The organism is Galbibacter kalidii, from assembly GCF_026241135.1.
Taxonomy (GTDB): Bacteria; Bacteroidota; Bacteroidia; order Flavobacteriales; family Flavobacteriaceae; genus Galbibacter.
This window is the reverse complement of the sequence record NZ_JAPFGA010000007.1, coordinates 1-22,866: the sequence shown is the minus strand read 5'-3', so window position 1 is coordinate 22,866 and position 22,866 is coordinate 1. Positions and strand designations below refer to the sequence as shown.

Annotated in this window: 20 protein-coding genes; 11 read left to right on the top strand and 9 right to left on the bottom strand. The window is 37.9% G+C overall.

From position 1 onward, the window contains the following. Positions 1 to 30 precede the first annotated feature (30 nt). Positions 31 to 975: an RHS repeat domain-containing protein gene (locus OOZ15_RS08865; RefSeq protein ID WP_265955933.1), complete on the top strand. Its 945-nt coding sequence runs from the start codon at positions 31 to 33 to the stop codon at positions 973 to 975. A 145-nt stretch (positions 976 to 1,120) separates the two neighbouring features. On the opposite strand, the gene dapA is transcribed toward OOZ15_RS08865, so the two are convergent. After that, positions 1,121 to 2,008, bottom strand: a complete 888-nt coding sequence (gene dapA / locus OOZ15_RS08860; RefSeq protein WP_265955932.1) for a 4-hydroxy-tetrahydrodipicolinate synthase — start codon at positions 2,006 to 2,008, stop codon at positions 1,121 to 1,123. 2 nt (positions 2,009 to 2,010) lie between these two features. Further along, positions 2,011 to 2,532 carry a DUF6913 domain-containing protein gene (locus tag OOZ15_RS08855; protein WP_265955930.1) on the bottom strand — a complete coding sequence of 174 codons (522 nt, stop codon included), beginning with the start codon at positions 2,530 to 2,532 and terminating at the stop codon, positions 2,011 to 2,013. 67 nt (positions 2,533 to 2,599) lie between these two features. On the opposite strand from OOZ15_RS08855, the gene OOZ15_RS08850 reads away from it, so the two are divergent. Together OOZ15_RS08850 and OOZ15_RS08845 are read left to right on the top strand one after the other, a co-directional pair. Beyond that, positions 2,600 to 3,373 (top strand): 5'-nucleotidase C-terminal domain-containing protein, encoded by a 774-nt coding sequence (locus OOZ15_RS08850; RefSeq protein WP_265955927.1) that lies wholly within the window; start codon positions 2,600 to 2,602, stop codon positions 3,371 to 3,373. Between the two features lie 18 nt (positions 3,374 to 3,391). Then, positions 3,392 to 4,300, top strand: a complete 909-nt coding sequence (locus OOZ15_RS08845; protein ID WP_265955925.1) for a bifunctional metallophosphatase/5'-nucleotidase — start codon at positions 3,392 to 3,394, stop codon at positions 4,298 to 4,300. Here the strand turns inward: OOZ15_RS08845 and OOZ15_RS08840 are convergent. Continuing rightward, complete coding sequence (locus OOZ15_RS08840) at positions 4,272 to 4,955, bottom strand: lysoplasmalogenase family protein (RefSeq protein WP_265955924.1); 684 nt, start codon at positions 4,953 to 4,955, stop codon at positions 4,272 to 4,274. The two genes, OOZ15_RS08845 and OOZ15_RS08840, sit on opposite strands and share 29 nt — an antisense overlap. Then, on the bottom strand, positions 4,948 to 6,948 hold the full coding sequence (gene ligA / locus OOZ15_RS08835) for an NAD-dependent DNA ligase LigA (RefSeq protein WP_265955923.1): 2,001 nt from the start codon (positions 6,946 to 6,948) through the stop codon (positions 4,948 to 4,950). The genes OOZ15_RS08840 and ligA overlap by 8 nt, the downstream gene beginning before the upstream one ends. A gap of 615 nt (positions 6,949 to 7,563) precedes the next feature. Here ligA and OOZ15_RS08830 point away from each other — a divergent pair. The 4 genes from OOZ15_RS08830 (at position 7,564) to OOZ15_RS08815 (ending at position 14,213) form a co-directional block, all read left to right on the top strand. Then, on the top strand, positions 7,564 to 12,390 hold the full coding sequence (locus OOZ15_RS08830) for a RecQ family ATP-dependent DNA helicase (RefSeq protein ID WP_265955921.1): 4,827 nt from the start codon (positions 7,564 to 7,566) through the stop codon (positions 12,388 to 12,390). A gap of 150 nt (positions 12,391 to 12,540) precedes the next feature. Then, positions 12,541 to 13,203, top strand: coding sequence for a hypothetical protein (locus OOZ15_RS08825; RefSeq protein ID WP_265955920.1), 663 nt, complete (start codon positions 12,541 to 12,543; stop codon positions 13,201 to 13,203). Then, positions 13,204 to 13,758 (top strand): DinB family protein, encoded by a 555-nt coding sequence (locus tag OOZ15_RS08820; RefSeq protein ID WP_265955918.1) that lies wholly within the window; start codon positions 13,204 to 13,206, stop codon positions 13,756 to 13,758. A gap of 146 nt (positions 13,759 to 13,904) precedes the next feature. Then, positions 13,905 to 14,213 (top strand): putative quinol monooxygenase, encoded by a 309-nt coding sequence (locus OOZ15_RS08815; protein WP_265955916.1) that lies wholly within the window; start codon positions 13,905 to 13,907, stop codon positions 14,211 to 14,213. Positions 14,214 to 14,216: 3 nt separating this feature from the next. On the opposite strand, the gene OOZ15_RS08810 is transcribed toward OOZ15_RS08815, so the two are convergent. Together OOZ15_RS08810 and OOZ15_RS08805 are read right to left on the bottom strand one after the other, a co-directional pair. Beyond that, positions 14,217 to 15,002 (bottom strand): slipin family protein, encoded by a 786-nt coding sequence (locus OOZ15_RS08810; protein WP_265955914.1) that lies wholly within the window; start codon positions 15,000 to 15,002, stop codon positions 14,217 to 14,219. A 162-nt stretch (positions 15,003 to 15,164) separates the two neighbouring features. Then, the gene (locus tag OOZ15_RS08805) at positions 15,165 to 15,746 is read right to left on the bottom strand and encodes an LOG family protein (protein ID WP_265955912.1); all 582 of its coding nucleotides are present in this window, start codon (positions 15,744 to 15,746) and stop codon (positions 15,165 to 15,167) included. 339 nt (positions 15,747 to 16,085) lie between these two features. Between OOZ15_RS08805 and OOZ15_RS08800 the strand changes: the two genes are divergently transcribed. Continuing rightward, a complete protein-coding gene (locus OOZ15_RS08800) occupies positions 16,086 to 17,069 on the top strand; it encodes an IS110 family RNA-guided transposase (RefSeq protein WP_265955910.1) in 984 nt (327 codons plus the stop codon). Between the two features lie 28 nt (positions 17,070 to 17,097). Here OOZ15_RS08800 and OOZ15_RS08795 read toward each other — a convergent pair whose 3' ends face one another. Both OOZ15_RS08795 and OOZ15_RS08790 read right to left on the bottom strand, forming a co-directional pair. Next, positions 17,098 to 17,994 carry a DUF72 domain-containing protein gene (locus OOZ15_RS08795; protein ID WP_265955908.1) on the bottom strand — a complete coding sequence of 299 codons (897 nt, stop codon included), beginning with the start codon at positions 17,992 to 17,994 and terminating at the stop codon, positions 17,098 to 17,100. A gap of 15 nt (positions 17,995 to 18,009) precedes the next feature. Further along, a complete protein-coding gene (locus OOZ15_RS08790; RefSeq protein WP_265955906.1) occupies positions 18,010 to 19,365 on the bottom strand; it encodes an NAD-dependent succinate-semialdehyde dehydrogenase in 1,356 nt (451 codons plus the stop codon). A 410-nt stretch (positions 19,366 to 19,775) separates the two neighbouring features. On the opposite strand from OOZ15_RS08790, the gene OOZ15_RS08785 reads away from it, so the two are divergent. Further along, positions 19,776 to 20,183, top strand: a complete 408-nt coding sequence (locus OOZ15_RS08785) for a glyoxalase (RefSeq protein WP_265955905.1) — start codon at positions 19,776 to 19,778, stop codon at positions 20,181 to 20,183. 47 nt (positions 20,184 to 20,230) lie between these two features. Here OOZ15_RS08785 and OOZ15_RS08780 read toward each other — a convergent pair whose 3' ends face one another. Then, entirely contained in the window at positions 20,231 to 20,911 is a 681-nt protein-coding gene (locus tag OOZ15_RS08780; RefSeq protein WP_265955904.1) for a DUF2461 domain-containing protein, read from the bottom strand. Between the two features lie 94 nt (positions 20,912 to 21,005). Here OOZ15_RS08780 and epsC point away from each other — a divergent pair, with 94 nt between their 5' ends. Together epsC and cysM are read left to right on the top strand one after the other, a co-directional pair. Further along, positions 21,006 to 21,794 carry a serine O-acetyltransferase EpsC gene (gene epsC / locus OOZ15_RS08775; RefSeq protein ID WP_265955903.1) on the top strand — a complete coding sequence of 263 codons (789 nt, stop codon included), beginning with the start codon at positions 21,006 to 21,008 and terminating at the stop codon, positions 21,792 to 21,794. Next, positions 21,787 to 22,677 (top strand): cysteine synthase CysM, encoded by an 891-nt coding sequence (gene cysM, locus OOZ15_RS08770; protein ID WP_265955901.1) that lies wholly within the window; start codon positions 21,787 to 21,789, stop codon positions 22,675 to 22,677. Before epsC ends, cysM begins: the two co-directional genes overlap by 8 nt. The last annotated feature ends 189 nt before the right edge of the window (positions 22,678 to 22,866 follow it).

Below are 22,866 nucleotides of genomic sequence, written 5' to 3'. Positions count from 1 at the left end.
CGTTAAAAAACAGGGTAAACGAACAGTAAAATGAAGATTTTTCAAAAAATACGTGAAGGAAAAAATGATAAAATACTTACTGCCTTTAATGAAAAGGGAGACAAAATTTATGAAAAGAGAAACGACATAGAAGAATGGTTTGTTTTTAAAAATGGCTTGTATGTCAAAACAATAAGAAGCGATGGTTATGAAAAAGCTTGTGCGTATAATTCGGAGAAAAAGCCCATACATACAATAGATACTGAAGACTATCGGCAATGGTGGGAATATGATGAAAATGGGCGCATAAAAATTTATAAAGAGTTACGAGGCTCATTTGGGTATGAAGAACATAATAAATACCATCCCAATGGGTTCCCCGCTTTGCATGTTGTAAAGGATTATGAAGGGGATACTCACACACATCATTTTGATGATCAGGGAAATCTAATCTATTACAAGAGTGAGTTTTTCGAGCTTGAAGAATGGTGGGAATACAACAGTGATGGAAAAGAGACATATCACAAGTTCAGCAGTGGAGAAAAACTATTTGAGTATGACGAAAAAGGACGATTGGTTTCCAGCAAAACAGGTGATGGCCATATAGAGACATGGGCGTATGACCAAGCTGATAGGTTAATACAGTTCAAAAACTCTTCAGGTTATGAAAAAATTTATAAATATGATGAGCGGGGAAACCAAGTTTACCTGAAAGATATTCTCCCTGATTATTTAAGTTCTGTTGAAACAAGTACAGGAGAAATCCCTACAAGTGCAATTGAAGAATGGCAAGAATTTAATGATGAAAATCTCTTGGTTCACTTTAAGGACAGCCGTGGACATGAAGAATGGTTCACCTATGACGCTTATGGAAATGAGACCTTTTATCAATATACTTTTAATGGGAAAACAAAAAAAATAACACAGACCCAAAACCTCTATTACGAACAGCTTACCGAAGACACCGAATGGCTTTTTCCTTTCAAGCAATTGTAATAATTGTACACGACGGGTTTTGGTGAAATTAATGCTATACCTAACCTGCGTTAATTAAGTAATTGAATTATTAAGTTGATTGTGAACCCTTCCAAAGTTTGAAATTTTGGAAGGGTTCTGGAGGAATTTGGCTTTTAGGATTCCCTTACCTAAAGTTGGGTACTTTCAATCCGTAGTTACTTATTTTTTCTTTTAAAGCATTACTGGCGGGTACCAACGGTAAACGCACATATGGTGAACACAAACCTTTGTTTTCAAAAACAGCTTTGATTCCAGCAGGATTTCCTTCTTCAAAAATGTATTCGATAATATCCATCATTTGAAAATGAATATGGTTGGCGTCATCCAAATTACCACGTAAAGCATGGCGCACCATTTGTGAGAATTCTTTCGGAAAACCTTGTCCGATAACCGAGATGACTCCTGCCCCACCGACAAGTACCATAGGTAAGGTGACCATATCGTCTCCGGAGATCACCAAAAAGTCTTTGGGCTTACCTTTGATCAGTTTCATGGCCTGGACAATATCACCGGCGGCTTCTTTTACCCCGATGATATTTTTATAGTCGTTTGCCAAACGGATCACGGTTTGCGGTAAAACATTAGATCCCGTTCTGCCCGGAACATTATACAATATGATCGGCAGCGGAGACGCTTCAGCTATAGCCTTAAAATGCTGATAAATTCCCTCTTGTGTGGGCTTGTTGTAGTATGGAGAAACCGATAAAATCGCATCAAAAGCAGAAAGATCGGATGTTTTTAATTCGTTCACCACCTGCTGCGTGTTGTTTCCGCCAACACCCACCACCATGGGAAGACGCCCATTATTGGCTGTAGCGACTGTTTGCTTGACCAATTCTTTTTCTTCTTTACTCAGTGTGGCCGATTCGGCAGTTGTTCCCAAAACCACCAAATACTCCACCCCACCATCAATAACATGGTTTACTATATTTTTAAGTGCGTCTACATCGACACTTAGATCTTCTTTAAACGGAGTTACCAAAGCTACTCCCGTACCTAAAAACTTAGACATTATCATATTTTTTTTAAAATGCTAAGGTATTTCACCAGTTCGTCACTGAATCGTGAAAAATCCCCTTCATTTACTTTCAACACTAAATTGTTAACTGCCTCATTTTCTTCAGAAATCCCCACCTTCATCGGGCTTTTTATCAATGCTGAAACCAAGTTCAAATAGATATTTGAGTCTGTATAATAATTGATCACAATATCGTATTCCCTATTTAAAAAGTTGTTAAGATCTTCACTTTTTACGGCCCCTCTCGTTCCAAAGGATTTCTTCGAAAAGACCGGAATCATATAATTCACATTCTTATACAACTTCTCCACATAGCCTGTTATAAACACATTTTCATTGCTGATGTTAATAGCTTTAGCAATATTCAAAAGCGGTTTATAATCAACAAGGTCATCATAATTGATAACAATAGCCAATGAACGTAAAACGCCTCCCGAACTCGGGAAAGAACTCTCCTTTGAAAGTTCTTTTTTTATCGTTTTTTCGATGGATTTTTCCTTTAGGGCTTTAAAAAACATTTACTTTTAACTTATTTTTACAAATGTAAAACTTTCAAAGCATCCTAAGATCAAAATTAACAATCTTATGCGTATTAAAATAAAACAGTTTGTTATATTCATAACAACTATTTGTTGCCTTTCATGCAACACCAATAGTTCTACATTGAAAGAAATTTCAGGAAAAGAACTTAACATTACCGATACTATTCAAGCTGTTGACAGCCTTGAAAGCTTTATAAAACCATATCGCGAACGGATTAAAGCTATTTTGGACGAACCTTTAGCCTACAACCCCAAGGGTATGGCCAAAAACGATGGTGGTCTGAATTCTGCCATCGGAAATTTTATGGCCGATATTGTTTATGAGGAATCCAATCCCGTATTTAAAAAACGTACCGGAAAAGACATCGATTTTGTTTTATTGAATCACGGTGGGATTCGCGCTGTTATGTCTAAAGGAATTGTAAATCAAAGGGTTATTTACCAAATCATGCCCTTTGAAAATACTGTAGTGGTTATAGAAATGACACACGAAAAATTGAATGACCTCATCGCTTACCTCGCCAAATATCAGGTGGCACACCCCATTAGTAAGCAACTCCAACTTGTCTTGAACCACGACAATAGTGTGAAAAGTGTGTTGATAAACGGGAAACCTATCGATAAAAACAAGACCTATTACGTAGCCACATCAAATTATCTCGCTGATGGCGGTGATCATATGGACTTTTTTGCCAATCCGGTAAGCAAAACAGAACTGGATTATTTGATTCGCAACCAAATGATCGATCATCTCGAAAAAATAGATACGATCAAAGCAACAACAGACAACCGATTCATAAAAAACCAATCTCTTTAACTTTTAATTCCATCCAAAATGAAAAGAAGACAGTTTTTAAACAATACCATAGCCAGTACCGCTTTTATCAGTGCCGGTGGACTTTCATTGGCTTCTTGTAGTACAGCAGGGAAAAAACACATTACCATTTTACACACCAACGATGTGCACAGCCATATTGATCCCTTTCCTGCCGATCATTCCAGGAATCCGAATCAGGGTGGTGTTGCCAGAAGGGCTGCACTTATAGAATCCATCAGAAATGAAAATCCGAACACATTGCTGCTCGATGCAGGCGATATTTTTCAGGGCACTCCTTACTTTAATTTCTACGGAGGGGAAATCGAGTTTAAACTGATGAGCATGTTAAAATATGATGCCGCCACTTTGGGAAATCACGATTTTGACAACGGGATCGACGGTCTCTTTGCTCAGCTCCCCAATGCCAAATTTGAAATCCTGAATGCCAACTACGATTTTACCAACACGGTTATGGATACACAGGTGAAACCTTATAAAGTCTTCAAAAAAGACGGACTTAAAATTGGTGTTTTCGGTTTGGGAATTGAATTGGATGGGCTGGTGACTCAAAAACTGTATAAGGAAACCCAATATTTAGATCCGATAGGAAAGGCACAAGATATAACCCAAAAGCTGAAAGAAGACGAGAAATGTGACCTCGTTATCTGCTTATCACATTTGGGATATCAATACAAGAGCAATAAGGTTTCTGATATTGTATTAGCAAGAAACACAGAAAACATCGACCTCATTATTGGTGGTCATACCCACACGTTTATGGACAAACCCGTTGTGGAGAAAAACAAAAAAGGCGAAAATGTATTAATCAATCAAGTGGGGTGTTACGGAATCTATTTAGGAAGAATCGATTTCTATTTTGATGCCACCAGTGACAAAACTAATACAAGCGTCCGTTTAGACGTTTAAAATCAAATGTGGTAACAAATCGCAATAAAAAATAATACCCAACCACCTTGGCGACAACCATAGTTGCACTAAAAAAGATCAAGTCGGTTATATAACTGTTGATCGCCATTATAATATCCCTTACCAAAAAGCAAAGTGCTATAATAATGGGATACAAGTTCACTTTTATTTCATTATTAAAGTAATTCACGAGGGAAAGAATCGTAAACGTACTTAAAACAACAGAATAGACAATAACAAACGAGTAAAGATCGCCCATCTGATCGCCAAAAATATCTTTGATGGAGTAATTGAAATAGACAAACCAAAGAATAATCACCGGAACCGCAGAAAAGATCAGTTTTTTAACCTTTAGGTCTTTTATAGAACGGAAACATATATAGGCAAAGATCAAATGGGAAATGGCAAAAAACACAAAGGAAATCTTAATCATATTATAGGGATATAAGGAAAATGCATCTCCCAAAAAGCAGCACCCCATAATGATAATCGGAATAAGTTCGCATTTTTTATTAAAAATATAATAGCTGAGAAACACCAAGGGCACCAACGACAATTTTGCGATATTGGTCAGAAGGCGTAAATCAAACAGCACTGCCAACAAATAGACAGCGCCAAAAACGAAGTATATTTTTAGCAGTTGTTCTTTATTCATGCAACATTTTCAAAAACTCATCTTCAGATATTATGGGGACATCCAGTTTTTCAGCTTTTGCTTTCTTACTGGGTCCCATTTTATCTCCTGCCACAACATAACTCGTTTTTGAAGATATGGACGAAGCTACTTTTCCGCTATTATCTTCTATCAGTTTTTTAAGTTCGTTTCTGGAAAATTTTTCAAAGACTCCGGACACGACAAAAGTAATTCCTTTAAATTTCTCAGTGATATTTTCAAGCTTATCTGCCAAAATTTCCAGTTGAACTCCATATTTCCGTAATCGATCGACAATTTCGATGTTCTTTTCGTTCTGGAAAAAGTCGACTACACTTTCTGCTATTTTCACTCCAATTTCATCTACGGAAACCAATTCTTCTACTGAGGCTTGCTTTAAAGCATCAATCGATTTGTATTCCTTGGCCAGTTTTTTAGCTACGGTTTCGCCCACAAAACGTATTCCGAGGGCATAAAGAACACGTTCAAACGGAATTTCCTTAGATTTTTCTACACCCTTCACCAGATTTTCAGCTGATTTTTCCGCCATGCGCTCCAAGGGGATAATATCTTCTTTTTTTAAAATGTATAGATCCGCATAATTCTCAATCAGTTTTTCTTTATGCAGTAATTCAACCGTTTCCCCGCCCAAACCTTCGATGTCCATCGCCTTTCGGGAAATAAAATGTTGAATACGTCCCGTGATTTGCGGCGGACAACCATATTGATTCGGACAATAATGTTGGGCTTCACCTTCTTTCCTTATTAATTCCGTTTCACATTCCGGACAATGTTCTAGATATTTTACAGGAGCTGCATTTACAGAGCGCTTGGTGAAATCCACCGCGATGATCTTCGGGATGATCTCCCCTCCTTTTTCAACAAAAACCGTATCCCCTACCCGGATATCCAGTTTTGCTATCTGATCGGCATTGTGTAAAGAGGCACGTTTTACTATTGTTCCGGCCAGCAACACCGGTTTTAGATTGGCTACAGGTGTAATGGCGCCCGTCCTTCCTACCTGATAAGAAATACGCTCCAAAGTGGTTGACGCCTGTTCGGACTTGAATTTATAGGCCATGGCCCAACGAGGTGCTTTGGCGGTATAGCCCAGTTCTTCTTGCTGACGGAAACTATTCACCTTGACCACCACTCCGTCTATCTCATACGGAAGGTCGTGTCGGTGCTCCTCCCAATAATTCACAAAATCCATCACCTCGGCAGTGGTTTTGCACAGTCGGGCAACTTCAGGGACCTTAAATCCCCATTCTTTGGCTTTCAACAAACCTTCGTGCTGACTTTCAATTGCCAAATTATTCCCGGTGATATTGTAAAGAAGACATTCCAAAGGACGTTTGGCCACCTCGGCGCTATCCTGCAATTTCAAACTCCCGCTGGCGGTGTTACGTGGATTCATATACGGATCCTCCCCGGCTTCTATCCGCTCTTGATTCATCTTGGCAAAACCTTCCAGAGATAAAACGATCTCGCCCCTGATATCAAACTTTTCGGGGAAATCCCCTTTCAGTTTTAAAGGTACACTGCGGATGGTTTTTACATTATTGGTCACATCATCCCCTTGAAAACCATCACCACGGGTGACCGCTCTTGCCAAAATCCCACTTTCATAGGTCAAACTCATGGAAGCCCCGTCGTATTTGAGTTCGCAAACATAATTCACCTCAACATCACCTAAAATACGCTGAAGCCGTTTTTCCCAATCTTCCAGATCTTCTATAGAGTAGGAATTGTCTAAAGAATACATGCGGTGTTCGTGTGTCACCGTCTCAAAATTCTTGGTCACCATCCCTCCCACACGTATTGTAGGCGAATTAGCATCGTAAAACTCCGGGTGTTTAGCCTCCAATTCCTGAAGTTCCTTGAGTTTTATATCAAACTCATAGTCGGAGATTTCCGGTTGATCCAATACGTAATAGTTATAATTGTGTTGTGTGAGTTCTTCGCGTAGCGATGTGATTTTTGATGCTATATCCATAAGGGTAAACTAAGGTTTTGAGAACACAAAACGATATAAAATTTTTCGTTGTAAATATAGAACTCATTTAAACTTTCTCCAATTGTCTACAAAATAATCTTTTTACCCTATTTAATTTGCCTACACGCCGGGTGGCTTTCAGGCGGGTTGACTGCAAAATGATCTTTTTATACAGGTTTCCGTCCGGATATTTTTTACATAAAAAAACACTGTTTTAGTATATGTATAGGCTTATCTAAGGCTTAACCTGGAAGTTGATAGGGGGAAATATGCTCTTAAACACAAGAATAAACAGGATTTACCCTTAGTTTTATATAAGAAAAATCTGTAAAAAATAAGCCTTGGATTTTTTACGGTGTTAAAAACCCTTATTTGTACTTAGGATATTGTGCTTGCTCCGAGACTTCGGGATGGAATTTTGCCCAAAACATACTTTCTCATTGTTTGATAAAAATCCTATATTTGAAAGGGAAATAAATGCTATAAAACTTATTTCACCCTATTTTTTGGATAAATGGTATTAATGGGGTTTATAAATTTAAGTTGGGGCACATGCAAAAAAAGACAACGGACAACATTGACAATGACGAACGTATAGAAATGCGTTAGCTGAATATGAACTCAATTGCATTCATTGATACCGAGATTGAGCCAAAGAGCCGAAAAATTCTTGACATTGGAAGTGTCAAGGGTGACGGAAGCTCATTCCACAAAACTTCGGTTGCTGAGTTCATTCACTTTCTGAACGGAACGCAATTCATTTGCGGGCACAACATTTTCAACCATGACATAAAATATATCGGCAAAGCAATTGCTGATTCAGGAGTTAATTCAGCAAACATAATTGACACCTTATTTCTCTCTCCGTTGCTGTTTCCGACCAAGCCTTATCATGCTTTACTAAAAGACGACAAGCTACAATCAGAAGACACAAACAATCCATTGAACGATTCAATCAAAGCGAGGGATTTATTCAATGATGAAATTGCTGCCTTCAAGCAAACTGACGAAACATTAAAACAGATTTTCTATTTGCTGCTGAACGACAAAAAAGAATTCCGCTCCTTTTTTCGTTTTATCGCTTTTACAAGTGCAAGTACGGAACTTGAAAAACTGATTCTCCAGAAGTTTGAAAATGAAATTTGCAAACAAGTTGACCTTACAAAAATAATATCGGAATATCCAATTGAACTTGCTTACTGTTTATCGCTCATCAACTCATTCATTCAGCACAAAAAAATACACTCCATCACACCACCTTGGATCCTGAAAAATTATCCCGAAGTTGAAAGGATTATGCTTCGCTTGCGAAACAAACCTTGCGTAAGCGGCTGTGTGTATTGCAACGCCGCTTTGGACATACACAAGGGATTGAAAAGGTTTTTCGGTTTTGATTCATTCAGAACGTACGGTGGAGAGCCGCTGCAAGAAAAAGCGGTTAAGGCGGCAGTTGACAGTAAACCAATTCTTGCGGTTTTTCCGACTGGTGGGGGAAAGTCAGTTACTTTTCAATTACCCGCATTAATGAGTGGCGAAAGTGTAAAAGGTTTGACTATAGTTATTTCTCCCTTACAATCGTTGATGAAAGACCAGGTGGATAATCTTGAAAAGATTGGAATCACAGAGGCCGTTACAATAAACGGCTTACTTGACCCAATTGAACGGGCAAAATCGTTTGAAAGAGTTGAGGACGGTTCAGCATCCATTCTTTACATCTCCCCTGAATCATTGCGTTCACGTACCATTGAACGATTGATTTTAGGAAGAAAGATTGTTCGCTTTGTTATTGACGAAGCACACTGTTTTTCTTCATGGGGACAGGATTTCAGAGTTGATTACTTATACATTGGTGATTTCATCAAGCTAATTCAGGAAAAGAAAAATCTTGAGGATGAAATTCCGGTTTCCTGCTTTACAGCAACCGCAAAGCAAAAAGTCATTGAAGATATTCGGGACTACTTCAAAGAAAAACTTTCACTTGAGCTTGAACTGTTCACTTCAAAAGCATCGAGAACAAACCTTCAATATAGGGTTTTTGAAAAGGGGGATGAAGAAGAAAAATATCAGGCAGTAAGAGATTTAATTGAAGAGAAAAATTGCCCGACAATCATTTATGTATCCAGAACGAGAAAAGCTTATCTGCTTGCTGAGCGATTAACCAATGATGGTTTTAATGCTAAACCATATCACGGAAAGATGGACAAGCAAGAAAAGTCCGAAAATCAAGATGCATTTATAAATGGTGAAACCCAAATCATGGTAGCTACTTCTGCCTTCGGAATGGGAGTTGACAAGAAAGATGTCGGCATGGTCATTCATTATGAGATTTCTGATTCATTGGAAAACTACATTCAGGAAGCAGGGAGAGCAGGACGGGATGAAAATATTGTTGCCGATTGCTTTGTCTTATTCAACGAGGAAGATCTTAGCAAACATTTTATCCTGCTGAATCAAACAAAGCTATCTATAAAAGAGATTCAACAAGTTTGGAAAGCAATAAAACAAATTACAAGGTTCCGTTCAAAGGTTTCAAACTCTGCTTTAGAGATTGCTCGAAAAGCTGGTTGGGATGATAATATTATTGAAATTGAAACAAGGGTAACGACAGCTATTGCAGCGTTAGAAGATGCCGGCTATTTGAAGCGAGGGCAAAACATGCCGAGAGTTTTTGCAAATAGTATTCTTTCAAAAAATGCACAGGAAGCTATTGACAAAATCAATGCTTCAGAAAGGTTTGAGGAAAAGCAAAAAGAAAAAGGTATCAGAATTATTAAAAAACTTTTTTCAAGCAAAAGCAGAAAACAATTAAATGAAGAGGTTGCCGAATCAAGAATAGATTATATCAGCGACCATTTGGGAATTGTAAAGGAGGAAGTGATAAACATAGTGAACCTCCTTCGTGAAGAAAAGATTTTGGCTGACGCAAAAGATTTAACAGCTTTCATCAAGAAAGGAGAAAACAAAAATCGTTCTCTCAATATAGTTGAAACATTCAGCAAAATTGAAAATTTTTTACTGTCAGAATTTGAAGAACAGGAAAAAACATATCACATCAAGGAACTGAACGAAGAAGCCGAAACTAAAGATTTAGAAGATGTAAGCACCAACAAGATTAAAACCATCATCAATTTTTGGGTAATCAAGAATTGGATTAAGCGGCAAAACATAGCATATTCTAAGAACCATGTTGCAGTGCTTTGCTTGCATCCGAAAGAAATGCTGATAGAAAAATTAGAGAAACGGCATGAGTTGGCTAGGTTTATTGTTGAGTTTCTCTATGAAAAAATCAACCTAAATTTTTCAGAGGACAATGCAGGAAAAGAAGAAGTATTGGTTGAGTTTTCTGTTCATGAATTGAAAACAGCTTACGAAAACAGCCAAAGTCTCTTTAAACTAAATATAAGCATTGATGATATTGAAGACTCTCTGTTTTACTTGTCAAGAATTGATGCAATCAAAATTGAAGGGGGCTTCCTTGTCGTGTATAACCGATTGACCATCGAACGAATTGAACAGGACAACAAAAAACGTTATACAAAAGATGATTATAAAAAACTGAATCAGTTTTACGAAAGCAAGGTTCAGCAAATACATATTGTCGGTGAGTATGCAAAGAAGATGATAGACGACTATAAGGATGCTTTGCAATTCGTGGAAGACTATTTTCAATTAAACTACGCTTCTTTTCTTAAAAAATATTTTCCGGGAAGTAAGGTTGACGACCTTAAACTCAAAATGACCCCGACCAAGTTCAGGCAACTTTTCGGGGAACTCTCACCAACGCAATTAAAAATCATTAACGACAATGAAACAAAATACATTGTTGTTGCCGCTGGACCCGGCAGCGGAAAAACAAGAGTGCTGGTACATAAACTTGCTTCGTTACTTTTGATGGAAGACATAAAGCATGAACAGTTGCTTATGGTTACTTTTTCAAGAGCAGCGGCCACAGAATTTAAAAAGCGGTTGTTAAAACTAATTGGTAATGCCTCCAATTACATCGAAATAAAAACTTTTCATTCCTACTGCTTTGACCTGTTGGGTAAGGTTGGGAATTTGGAAAAGTCAGATGCGATTTTAAAAAAGACAATTGAAAGAATCAAGAACAAAGAAGTTGAACCAAGCCGGATTACCAAAACCGTTTTGGTGATTGACGAAGCACAGGACATGGACGGAGATGAATTCAACCTGATAAATGTTTTGATGGAACAGAACGAGGAAATGCGGGTGATTGCTGTCGGTGATGACGACCAAAATATCTATGAATTCAGGGGAGCAAGCTCAAAATACCTGGAACGGTTTATTCAGGTGAACAAAGCCACCAAACATGAGCTGGTTGAGAATTACAGGAGTAAAAGCAATCTTGTTGATTTTACAAATCAATTTGTGAAACGAATTAGCCACCGATTGAAGGACATTCCAATAATTCCAATGCAAACCGACAACGGAAAGATTAAGTTGGTTCGTTATCAAAGCGGTAATCTCATCACTCCGCTTGTTCATGACATGCTCACGACCGGACTTGCAGGAACAACTTGTGTGCTTACAAAGACAAATGAAGAGGCATTGCAAATTACAGGCTTGCTTTTGAAAAATGGAATGCAGGCAAAGCTAATTCAGACAAATGACGGATTCAGTTTGTATAATCTTTCCGAAGTCAGGTTCTTTTTAAGCCAATTTAATTTGGCTGATGATGTTTTTATAATCAGCGATGATATATGGGAAAATGCAAAACGGAAGCTGCGAAACAAGTTTCAGAGCAGCAAAAAATTGGAAGTCTGCAACAACATCATCAAAGATTTTGAAGCGATCAATCCAAAAAGGAAGTACAAATCCGATTTGGAAGTTTTCATTCGTGAATCCAAGTTGGAAGATTTCTTTAACGAGAATGGAGAAACAATTTTCGTTTCAACCATTCATAAAGCAAAAGGGAAAGAATTTGACAATGTTTTTCTGATGCTTGAAAATTTCAACCCTACAACGGACGAAGCCAAGCGACAGTTATATGTTGCCATGACAAGAGCAAAACAGAACTTAACAGTTCATCTTAACGCTACCTTTCTGGACAACCTTTCAGCAGAGAATATAGAGCGGGTTAAGGACAACAAAATCTATTTACCGCCAAAAGAATTGGCAATACATCTTACCCACAAAGATGTACAACTTGGATATTTTGAATTTGTCCAACATCGAATCAGGAGTATGATGAGTGGATCTCCGCTCATCATAAAAGAAGATGGGTGTGCAAATTCAAATGGTGATTTAGTTCTAAAGTTTTCAAAAAAATTCCTAGAAATCATGGAAATGCAAAAAAGGAATAGATATGAATTGAAAAGTGCAAAAACGAACTTCATTGTTTACTGGCTAAACGAGGAAACAGAAGAAGAAGTAAAGATTATTTTGCCGGAACTTTACTTCGAGAAACAACAAAATGAAGATTAAAAAAGAATGAAGAACGCGTACTAGACCGTCAGACTGTCTCAAAACTCCCTTTTTTGAGTTTTGTATTCGGGAGGTATCTTTTGAGAATTTTCAAATAAGAGAATCTCAGGATGGCAAAATAGGTTATGAAATCGACTGACGTTGTCACACATGAAAAAAATCCTATCTTTAATATTACTTACTTTGATTCTTAATTCAATAAATGGACAAAATTTGAGCGGAAAATGGTTATTAAAAGATATTAATATCGGAACAGAAAGTGTAGAAGCCTATCCAGGTTTCCAACTGCTTATAATTGACAACATAAAAGCTGATTTGTACACGGATTTCTCTCTATCAGAAAAAACTTTAGGATTGAAGATTGTTGATAGTCAAATAATAACTGAATTAAATAAAAAGTATGGTGATTATAAACTCATTGACAATAACCATCTCAAACTTTTTATTAACGGAAAGTCTAATGGGAAAGACACTGTATTTGAATTTGATTTTTACCGTCTCTTACCCACTAAAACAGAGTTAAAAAAGAAAGAAATTGAAAAACTGACTTATATCTTTAAAGAGGACGAAAAAACTAATATAGAGTTCAAGTTTAATAAAGAACTTATGAAAGTCGAAACACTGAAGTTATTAAATAAAAAAGAAGGACATAAAATGATGATTGAACAAATAGATTCCACTTTCTTTGTTTCAAATTATTATTCTGGTAAAAGAGAAGCTTCTTTTCCAATAAAAGAAGTCACAGCGGAATTTATTAAACTATATGCTATCCCAACCGGACCAATGGAATTAATTGCATACCGAAAAAAATAAATGAGTACTACAAAGAGGGCTATAGTCCATTACAACCACACAAAACAACACCAAAAACAACAAATGAAATATACACCTAAAGACGGCTTTCCTTATTATTTTGACTTTGTAAAGGATACAGATTGTCAACAGCTTTTTTCTTCGCTTTCATCTTTTATATTTCTAAATTCAATCAATGAAGAAAAAGCGGCTTATCGCTATGCACCAGACAAATGGAGTATTAAGCAAATTGTTGGACACATTACGGATCATGAAAGAATAAAGATATTTCGAGCATTTCTAATGAGTAGAAATGAATTAGTGCAACTATGGGGTTATGACCAAAACTTTCTGGTCGACAATAGTCGTTTTGAAGAGTTAACTTTGCAACAACTGGTGACCGATTTTTTAAATGTAAGGAAGGCATCAATTAGTTTTGTTGAGTCATTGTCTGAAAATCAATTGAAAATAAAAGGTTGGGCTAACCAATATGAAGTTACGCTTGAAGATTTTCTTAAGTCTATTATTGGGCATGAAATACACCATATAAATATTATTAAAGAAAGGTATCTCTAATTAGCTAATAACAAGTAATTTATAACTGAACGGTAATGCTAAAAAGTAAAATCCAATAAACAAATATGAAAACTACACTATTCTTAATTTTATGTCTTACAAGCTGTCTGTGTTTCTCACAAACTGATTCCGACAATCATGAAAACATGAACAAATATCTATTACACGGAAAACTCACAGCAAAAGAGGGGCATGCAGAAGAACTTGCCAATATCCTGATAGAAGCCTCTCAACTGGTTTCTACGGCAAAAGGTTGCAAACTTTATGTGGTAAGTAAAGACGAGAACGAGCCCAACTCGGTTTATGTCACTGAAATTTGGGAACGGAAGGAAGATCATGACAATTCGTTGAAAGATGAAGAAATAAGAGCGCTCATCATGAAGGCAATGCCAGTTATTGACGGACAGCCCGAAAAAGGACAAGAACTCAAATTACTTGGTGGTACAGAACTATAAAAACTATTTCTGAGATGACTTATCTCTCGGAAGTACTTCTTCAGGGAACGGAAATAAAATGGTAGAATTTTTCTCTGCTGCTATATTGGACAATGTTTGATATAACCTCAATTTTATTGCTGATGGCGACTTATCTATCAATTTACCGGCCTCAAGTAATTTTCCCGCTGCTTGTTCTTCGGCCAGGGCCAAAATTACCCTGGAACGTCTGGAACGTTCGGCTTCTGCCTGACTGGCCATCATACGTTTCATATTCTCCGGCAATTGAATATCCTTGATCTTTACATCGATAATATCAATACCCCATCCTTTGGTTTCAATCTCCACAATTGCCTTAATATTCTTTCCCATTTCTTCACGTTTGGATAAAATTGTATCCAATTCCACTTTACCACAAACATCCCTTAAAGCGGCTTGAGACAATTGGGTAATGGCAAAACCATACTCTTCAACCTCCAACACTGCCTTTTCTGGATCATCAATTTTAAAAAACACCACACCATCGATGCTACAAGGCACGTTATCTTCAGTCATCACCTCTTGCGAAATAATATTGATGGTGATAACACGTATATCCACTATCTGAATAGTCTCTATGATTGGAATGATCCATCGAAATCCGGGATTCAAAATTTTTATATATTTTCCAAACCTGAATTTTAATGCCCTTTTATACTCAAAAATAATGCGTATTCCGGCAAGCAAAAAAGCACCTAACACAATAATAATAATACCCATAAAATTCATCGCGACAATATTTTGTAAGTTATAACTCCAAACACAAGCCATTACTTAAACTCAGGTTTAAGTAGAAATATCTTATTAAATATACGAATTAATTAACTGATTTACAGCATATAACTTATTTTTCACGATTAACTAGAACTAGAAAGACCTGTCAGGTTTCAAAACCTGACAGGTCTAGTCAATAGGGAGGTATATTACAGAAATCTAAACCTGCTCTTTATTGATCCATTTCGGGACGATGATCGGTTTGTAGTTTTCCATTTTTTGGACCAATCCTTCAATGGTTTCATCTACCAAAAGCAGATCACGGTTTTCTTGTTTGAGGAATCCTTTGGCTACCATACCGTCTAGCAGGTGGATAAGATCATCGTAAAATCCGTCGATATTTAAGATTCCTATCGGTTTTTGATGCAAACCCAACTGTGCCCAGGTGACCAACTCGAACAATTCTTCCATGGTGCCAAAACCCCCGGGAAGTGTGATCACAGCATCAGAAAGTTCATTCATCAATAATTTGCGCTCGTGCATGTTCGTTGTCGTGTGTATTTGTGATATTCCAGTATGAACGACCTCCTTGGTTTTTAAAAACTCAGGGATTACGCCAACTACCTCTCCTCCATGCGCCAAACTGCCTTCGGCTACTTTTCCCATTAATCCCAATTTGCTGGCTCCATAAATGATAGTTTTTCCTTCTTTTGCCAATTTTTCTCCCAAGGCGTAGGCGATTTCACCATAAATCGGTTTATAACCGCCACTGCTACCACAAAACACTACGATATTTTGCATATGTCTGATCTTTTTTGATTTGACTTTTAATTTTCAACTTCTGTTCAATTTAAAATCATTTGTTCTCGATACACCTCGTGGAATGGGTTGTTTTCACAACATTCCACAAGGCACTCCTTTAGACTTGCAATTGTATATTTATGTCAAGTTTAATTAAAAAAGAGAGCTGAACTTAAGTACACTAATGGCACTCAAAATTTAAAAATTCATAGTTCGATTTAGACTTAAGTTCATGCTTTCATCAACAATCTCTAATAGAAATTTGGGATTTAAAGCCCATTATTAAGGAGTTGAGTTATTGATGAACTACTCTCTTTTAACAAAGTTAGAAGCAAAGTTATGAAAAGTATTTATGTTGGAGTTGATATCAGTAAGGGCTCATTGGATTTTTGTGTCAGAAGTTCAGGGTCAGAAACCTTTCACAAAATCGGGAACGAAACAAAGAGTATCCGGAAGTTATTGAAGGCCATCTCAAAATCAGACCCCCAGGCCTTTATAGCTATGGAAAACACAGGCCATTACAACTTCAACCTTTACCAGGCACTGGAAGGCTTTGGTTTTAAAGCATACGTGATCGACCCAAAGCATATCAAGAGAAGTATCGGCCTTGTCCGCGGCAAGAACGATAAAGTGGACGCCAAAAGGATAGCAGTGTTCATTGAAAGGAACCATCATGATCTTGACTGCTGGCAGCCAATAAGCAAGACCGTAAAATCCCTTAAGATACTATTGGCACAACGCCGGTTCAAAGTAAAGCAAAGAAAGGCCTTGAAACAGCAAATAGCAGATCTAAAAGCTGTTGCGTTCAATAAATCGACTCAAAAACTGATCAAGATCAACCTGAAAAATATCAAGGAAATCAACAAGCATGTCACCGAGATAGAAGCTTTGATCAGAGAAGAGGTCAACAGTGACCCGAAATTGAAAAAAGATATTGTAAGGATCAAATCAATACCCGGTGTCGGGGACATAACCGCTTGGACCATCGCCATCAAAACAGAAGGCTTCCAACGGTTGATGAACCCAAGGAAACTAGCCTGCTTTTCCGGTGTGGCGCCTTTTGAACAACAAAGTGGTAGTAGCTTGAAAACAAGGCCAAGGGTCTCCAAAATGGCAGACTTGCAATTGAAGTCAACTTTGCAAATGGCAGCCATGAGAGCGGTAAGAATGAAAAATGACCTACAAAACTACTATCTTCGCAAAGTTGAAGAAGGCAAAAACAAAATGAGTGTTTTAAATGCTGTTAGAAACAAAATAATACATATTGCTATGGCACTTATTAAAAATAAAACTTATTACCAAAATCGTTTGGTTTTGTCATAGAAATCGAACTGACTTCGTGAGGCTTTCACTAAAAAAGCTTAGGATTTATACTGTCTTTTGTCTTCGGGATGATGAGATCTGTTCCGAGTTCCTTGTTCAGTTTTTTGATAAAATAGGCTGATAACAAAGGGGATGCCCTTTCCAGGTTTTGATGCACAAAAAAATGAATGTTCATCAGTCCCGTTTCATTCCACTTTTTTAAACGATCTACCCAATCGTCCAAACGGGTGTAATCGCTCTCGTGGTTTGCCCCTACATAACGGATAAAAGTCTCGTTATTCGTAAGTCTCATGTGTAGCAGGTCCCTTCGCGCAGCGGTATCTACCAAAACATTGACTACATTGTTCTCCTCCAAAAGATGGTACAACTCTTTTGCCACCGCCTCTTCATTAAACCAATCTGTATGCCTGAACTCCACCGCCAACTTCAATTCTTTAGGCCAGGCTTCAATAAAATGTACTACCCTATCGAAGTTTTTCGGAGCGAAATTATTGTGCATCTGTAAAAAGATAGTACCCAACTTTTCTTTAAAATGAACCACCCCATCCAGATACTCAGGTAGGTATTTCTCGAAATCGATCAATCGTTTCATATGACTCACCATCTGATTCACTTTCGGAAAAAATTTAAAATCTGCCGGCGCTTTTTCATACCACTTCTCAAATTGAGGTATCGGGAAATTCCTGTAAAAAGTAGAATTCATCTCAATGGAATTAAATTGAGTGGAATAATAGCTCAGTTCATCTTTTGTTCCCCGCGGATAAAAATTCTTCAAGTCCTGTTTGTTCCATTTGGCACAACCCACATATACCCGAGGGGTTTTAGACTTGTTTTTATGCTTTGATAATACAACACTTGTTTCAGGATGATCTTCCGGCAAAGTGAAATCTATCAATTCCGGAGTGTCAGTTTTTCCAAATTTCATCTGTTTCTTGTTTTTTTATTTCTGAATAAAAACTGTTTTTATATTTACAAATTCCCTGATCCCAAAGATACCTAATTCCCTTCCAAATCCAGATTTTTTGATCCCTCCAAAGGGTAATCTCGGGTCGGACTTCACCAATTCGTTGATAAAAACAGCGCCTTCATCAAATCTTGAAACCAATTCTTCTGCTTTCGCTATGTCTTTGGTGAAAAGGGATACACCCAAACCGAAAGAAGAATTATTGGATATTGCAATAGCCTCATCAACTGTTTTAAATGTTTTTACAGCCATAATCGGACCAAAGGTTTCTTCCTTAAAAACTGGCATTTCAGCTGTAACATCTGTTATCACCGTTGGGGGGAAATAAGCTTTGTCCCGTTTCCCTCCTGTTAAAACCTTAGCTCCCATTTTAACCGAAATCCCCACTTGCATTTCAAGTTCGACAGCATGACTTTCACTAGCCATGACACCTATGTATGTGCTTTCATCCAGTGGATCCCCGCTTTTTAATGCTTTAACACGCTCTAGGTATTTTTCCATAAACGCATCGGCTATACCTTCCTGAAGCAACAACCGTTTGGCCGCAATGCAACTTTGTCCCGCGTTTTGATAACGTGCGTTGATCCCCACATCAACTGCTGCATCCAGATCAGCATCATTCAAAACAATAAAAGCATTGTTTCCACCCAGTTCCAAAACCGATTTTTTGATTTCCCTGCCTGCTGCCGATGCCACTGCACTACCCGCAGGCTGACTTCCGGTTAATGTAACTGCTTTGATCTTTTTGTTTGTAATCACCTTTTCTACTTTACTGCTCCCGATGATTAAATTCTGAAATAGATTTTTAGGGAATCCAGCTTTTTCGAAGACTTCCTGAATATTATTGCCGCTTTTCATTACCGATGAAGCGTGTTTCAATACCGCTGCATTTCCGGCCATCAAAGCGGGCGCAGCAAAACGAAACACCTGCCAAAACGGATAATTCCACGGCATTACAGCCAAAATCACCCCCAAAGGTTCAAACTTGGCATAACTTTTATGGGCGTCTGTCACTATGGATTCATCGGCAAGGAAAGGTTCAGCATTTTCAGCATAATACTCGCAAACCCAAGCGCATTTTTCAATCTCGGCTACGGCTTGTTTTACAGGTTTTCCCATTTCCATGGAAATTGTTTTGGCATAATCGGTTTTATGTTCGCGCAATACCTTTGCCGCGTTGAACATCAGCTTTGCCCTTTCTTCTAAAGAAGTGTTTTTCCATGTTGAAAAAGCATCATCGGCCCTGTCGGTTTTCAAACTGACCTCTTCATCTGTCAATTCTGAAAAACTGTATATTTTTTTATCGGTATAGGGGTTTATGGAATGTATCATCTTCTTTTTTTATTAATTCAAAGTACACAAAATTCTTTACCTAATCAATTCCTTCGTCGTAACGCACAGACTTTTCTTGTGCAGTTGAATATGCGACCCCTAACGGGGTTCAAATGAACTTAATATTTATAGGGAATTATCTGTTGATATGTTTCAAACCCCATAAGGGTGGTATATATTGTTCCCCAATGTTCCTTAAATCTATCCTGTATAATTTGTTTCCCTATTCTGCGCCCACAAGTTTTAAATTTCATATAGTACCATTTTTCATAGCTATTTTTAAGGCTAAAATCAGCCTAATCCCTTATATGTGCCATGCTGCCCAATTGTTTATAACCCGTTGAAAAGTATCAATTAAGTGTCCGATATACAGCTTTATATATTCATACCTTTAAGAAAACTTCTCTATTATGGATACCAGAACAGCGGATTTACTCAGCGTACGTCCAGAAATTCCATCAGAAACAGTTTATGAAAATATGAGCAAAGATGAGCGTTTTCAGAACGTGACATTGAGGCCCATTATTAAACTTCAAAAAGATTTACTGCTTGAGGCATTTCGAAATTATGCCAACAAGCACAAAGGGGTTTTCTTTGAGCTGGAGCTTGAAAAAAAGTTTCAGTATATCGAAAACGCCATTCAAAAAGACATCAAATTCAGGAACTCACTAAAAGGCATGGTGATAGGCCAGTTTACCGTTGACGAGTACTTAACGTATATTGAAAACTCTTCAGCATTAAACAAACGGATGATGAGTATAGTGATCGAAAAGCTAAAAGACCGGGTTCAATTGCTGGAGAGCGAAATATTTGCTTGATTTTCCTCGCTGAATAAGCCCTTGAACAGGCATACGAAGCTATTATTTTAATCGATTAATGAAACTCCATTAAGGTCGGTCGTCAAGACGTCGCTCATATAATCAAAATACGGTCGAACAGCTTTAAAAGCATTGTCCACTTGATCGATAAAATCCGGTGAAAGGACTTCAGCATCAGAAAAAGTTTTGGTAAATACAAATTGCTTTTTTCTGATCAGGTCGATAGCAGGGTGCTCTTTATCAAAACCCCTCGGTGCAGTTTTTAATTCATCGCCTTTCATCTCCCCGAATGTGGCTTTAAGCTTCTTGTCCTTCAAAATGGCCCTTATTTCGCTATCATCAACCTCAAATTCCTTGCGTATCCTTTTCAGATCATCTTTTTCAGGTGCCCAAAATCCGCATCCCACAAAGGATTTTTCCGGTTCCAAATGCAAATAATAACCACCACGCAACCGGGGTTTTACCCTTCTGAAAGAACCGGCTAAATGCTCTTTATACGGTTTCTTATTGGCTGAAAACCTTACATCCCGATAAATCCTGAACATTTTAACTTCTTCAATTTCATCATGGGTTCTTAACTTTTCCAACAACGTATTAAAAAACGCTTTTACCTGCTTTTCTTCCTTCTTAAACTGCTTTTTATGTTCGTTAAACCAGTTTCTTTCATTGTTTTTTTTCAATTTTTTTAAAAATTCAAAGGTAGAAGGTGAAATGTGTGTTTTGTTCATTCGACTTAAAAGTTTGTTATAGTTTCATAAAGTTATATAATTTGAAGCTGCTTTGGTAGTAATTATTATTAATTTTGATATAAAAGAAATTGCCATGGGAAATTCAATAGTTGAAAGTATCAAGCAACACAAGCAACAGCCCAATTTAAAATTCAGGTTGAAGAAAACTGCTGAAAGGTTTACCAAACATCTTTTCCGTACACTTTTTGATGCCGAAACCCCGGTAGAAGAAAACATGGAGGCTTTGAAAGATGAGTTTGAAGAATTGGTTGATCTTGCCTGCTGGAATGTCGATAAACCGTGTTCCAAGGTGTGGGATAACTATATCGCCAAGCTTCCGCATATTCTCGAAATGATAAATGATGATGCCAAAGCCATTGCCAAAAACGACCCGGCATCCCTTTCCATAGAAGAGGTTTATTTGTGCTATCCCGGGTTTTATGCTATCGCTATCTACAGGCTTGCCCATGAATTGTATGTAAGCGGATTTCCATTGGTGCCAAGGTTGATGACGGAATATGCCCATCGACTCACCGGTGTTGATATTAACCCCGGGGCAAAAATCGGGAAATCCTTTTTTATAGATCACGCTACCGGTGTGGTTATAGGAGAGACCACTGTGATAAAAGATAATGTAAAAATATATCAGGGAGTTACTTTAGGGGCTTTGTATGTAGCCAAAGATATGGAAAACGTAAAAAGACACCCCACCATCGAAAACAACGTAACCATATATGCCAATGCCACTATTTTGGGAGGCGAGACTGTCATTGGTGAGAATAGCATCATTGGGGGTAATGTCTGGTTGACAAAATCGGTTCCTGCCAATTCTGTAGTTTCCCACAAACCTGATATTAAAATTAAGACCGTAACCAATGAATAGACCCTCTGTTTTAGACCAGATAGGAAATACCCCTTTGGTAGAATCCAAAGTTTTGATCAACAACCCCGACATTCAATTACTGTTTAAACTCGAAGGCAACAATCCGGGAGGAAGCGTTAAAGACCGACCGGCCTACAATATGATAAAAAGTGCTTTGGAGCGGGGTGATATTTCTGAAAATACCAAACTCATCGAAGCTACCAGTGGGAATACGGGTATTGCCCTAGCGATGATCGCTTCTTTATTCGGATTGGATATCGAACTCGTGATGCCGGAAAATTCCACCAAAGAACGGGTGCAGACCATGCGTGCCTATGGAGCAAAGGTGACTTTGACTTCTGTTGATGTGGGTATTGAAGGTTCGAGGGATTATGCCGAAAACAAGGTGAAAAACGAAGGTTATGTCTCGTTGAATCAATTTGGAAACGACGACAACTGGAAAGCGCATTATAAAACCACAGGTCCTGAGATATGGAGGGATACTGAAGGTGAAATCACTCATTTTGTTTCTTCCATGGGAACAACGGGCACTATCATGGGTACTTCTACATTTTTAAAGGAAAAGAACCATCAGATTCAGATTGTTGGGGTACAGCCTACGGATGAATCAAGAATTCCGGGAATACGGAAGTGGCCCGAGGAATATCTTCCAAAGATCTTTAATCCGAAAAAGGTAGATCAGGTGATTGAGGTGAGCGAACAAGAAGCCCGGGAAATGGCCAAAGAACTCGCCAAGAGAGAAGGTATATTTGCCGGAATGAGCAGCGGCGGTGCCGTTGCAGCAGCTCTAAAACTCGCTAAAACTATCAAAAAAGGGGTGATTGTCGTGGTTATCTGCGACCGTGGCGATCGTTATCTGTCATCTGATTTGTTTGATGAGTAAAGTTTGGTTGCTACTGGTTACTTTATATCTCCATCAAAGTGAAAATTAATTGTCCCCTTGAGGACAAACAGAGTGGTAAAATATATTTTGCCGGTAGTATCTCACCAAGTGTGTAAAGTTTAAAAAAATCGAGGGTTGCAACCCTCGATTTTTTTTGATTAATTTTAAATTTTATACACTTATGAAGAA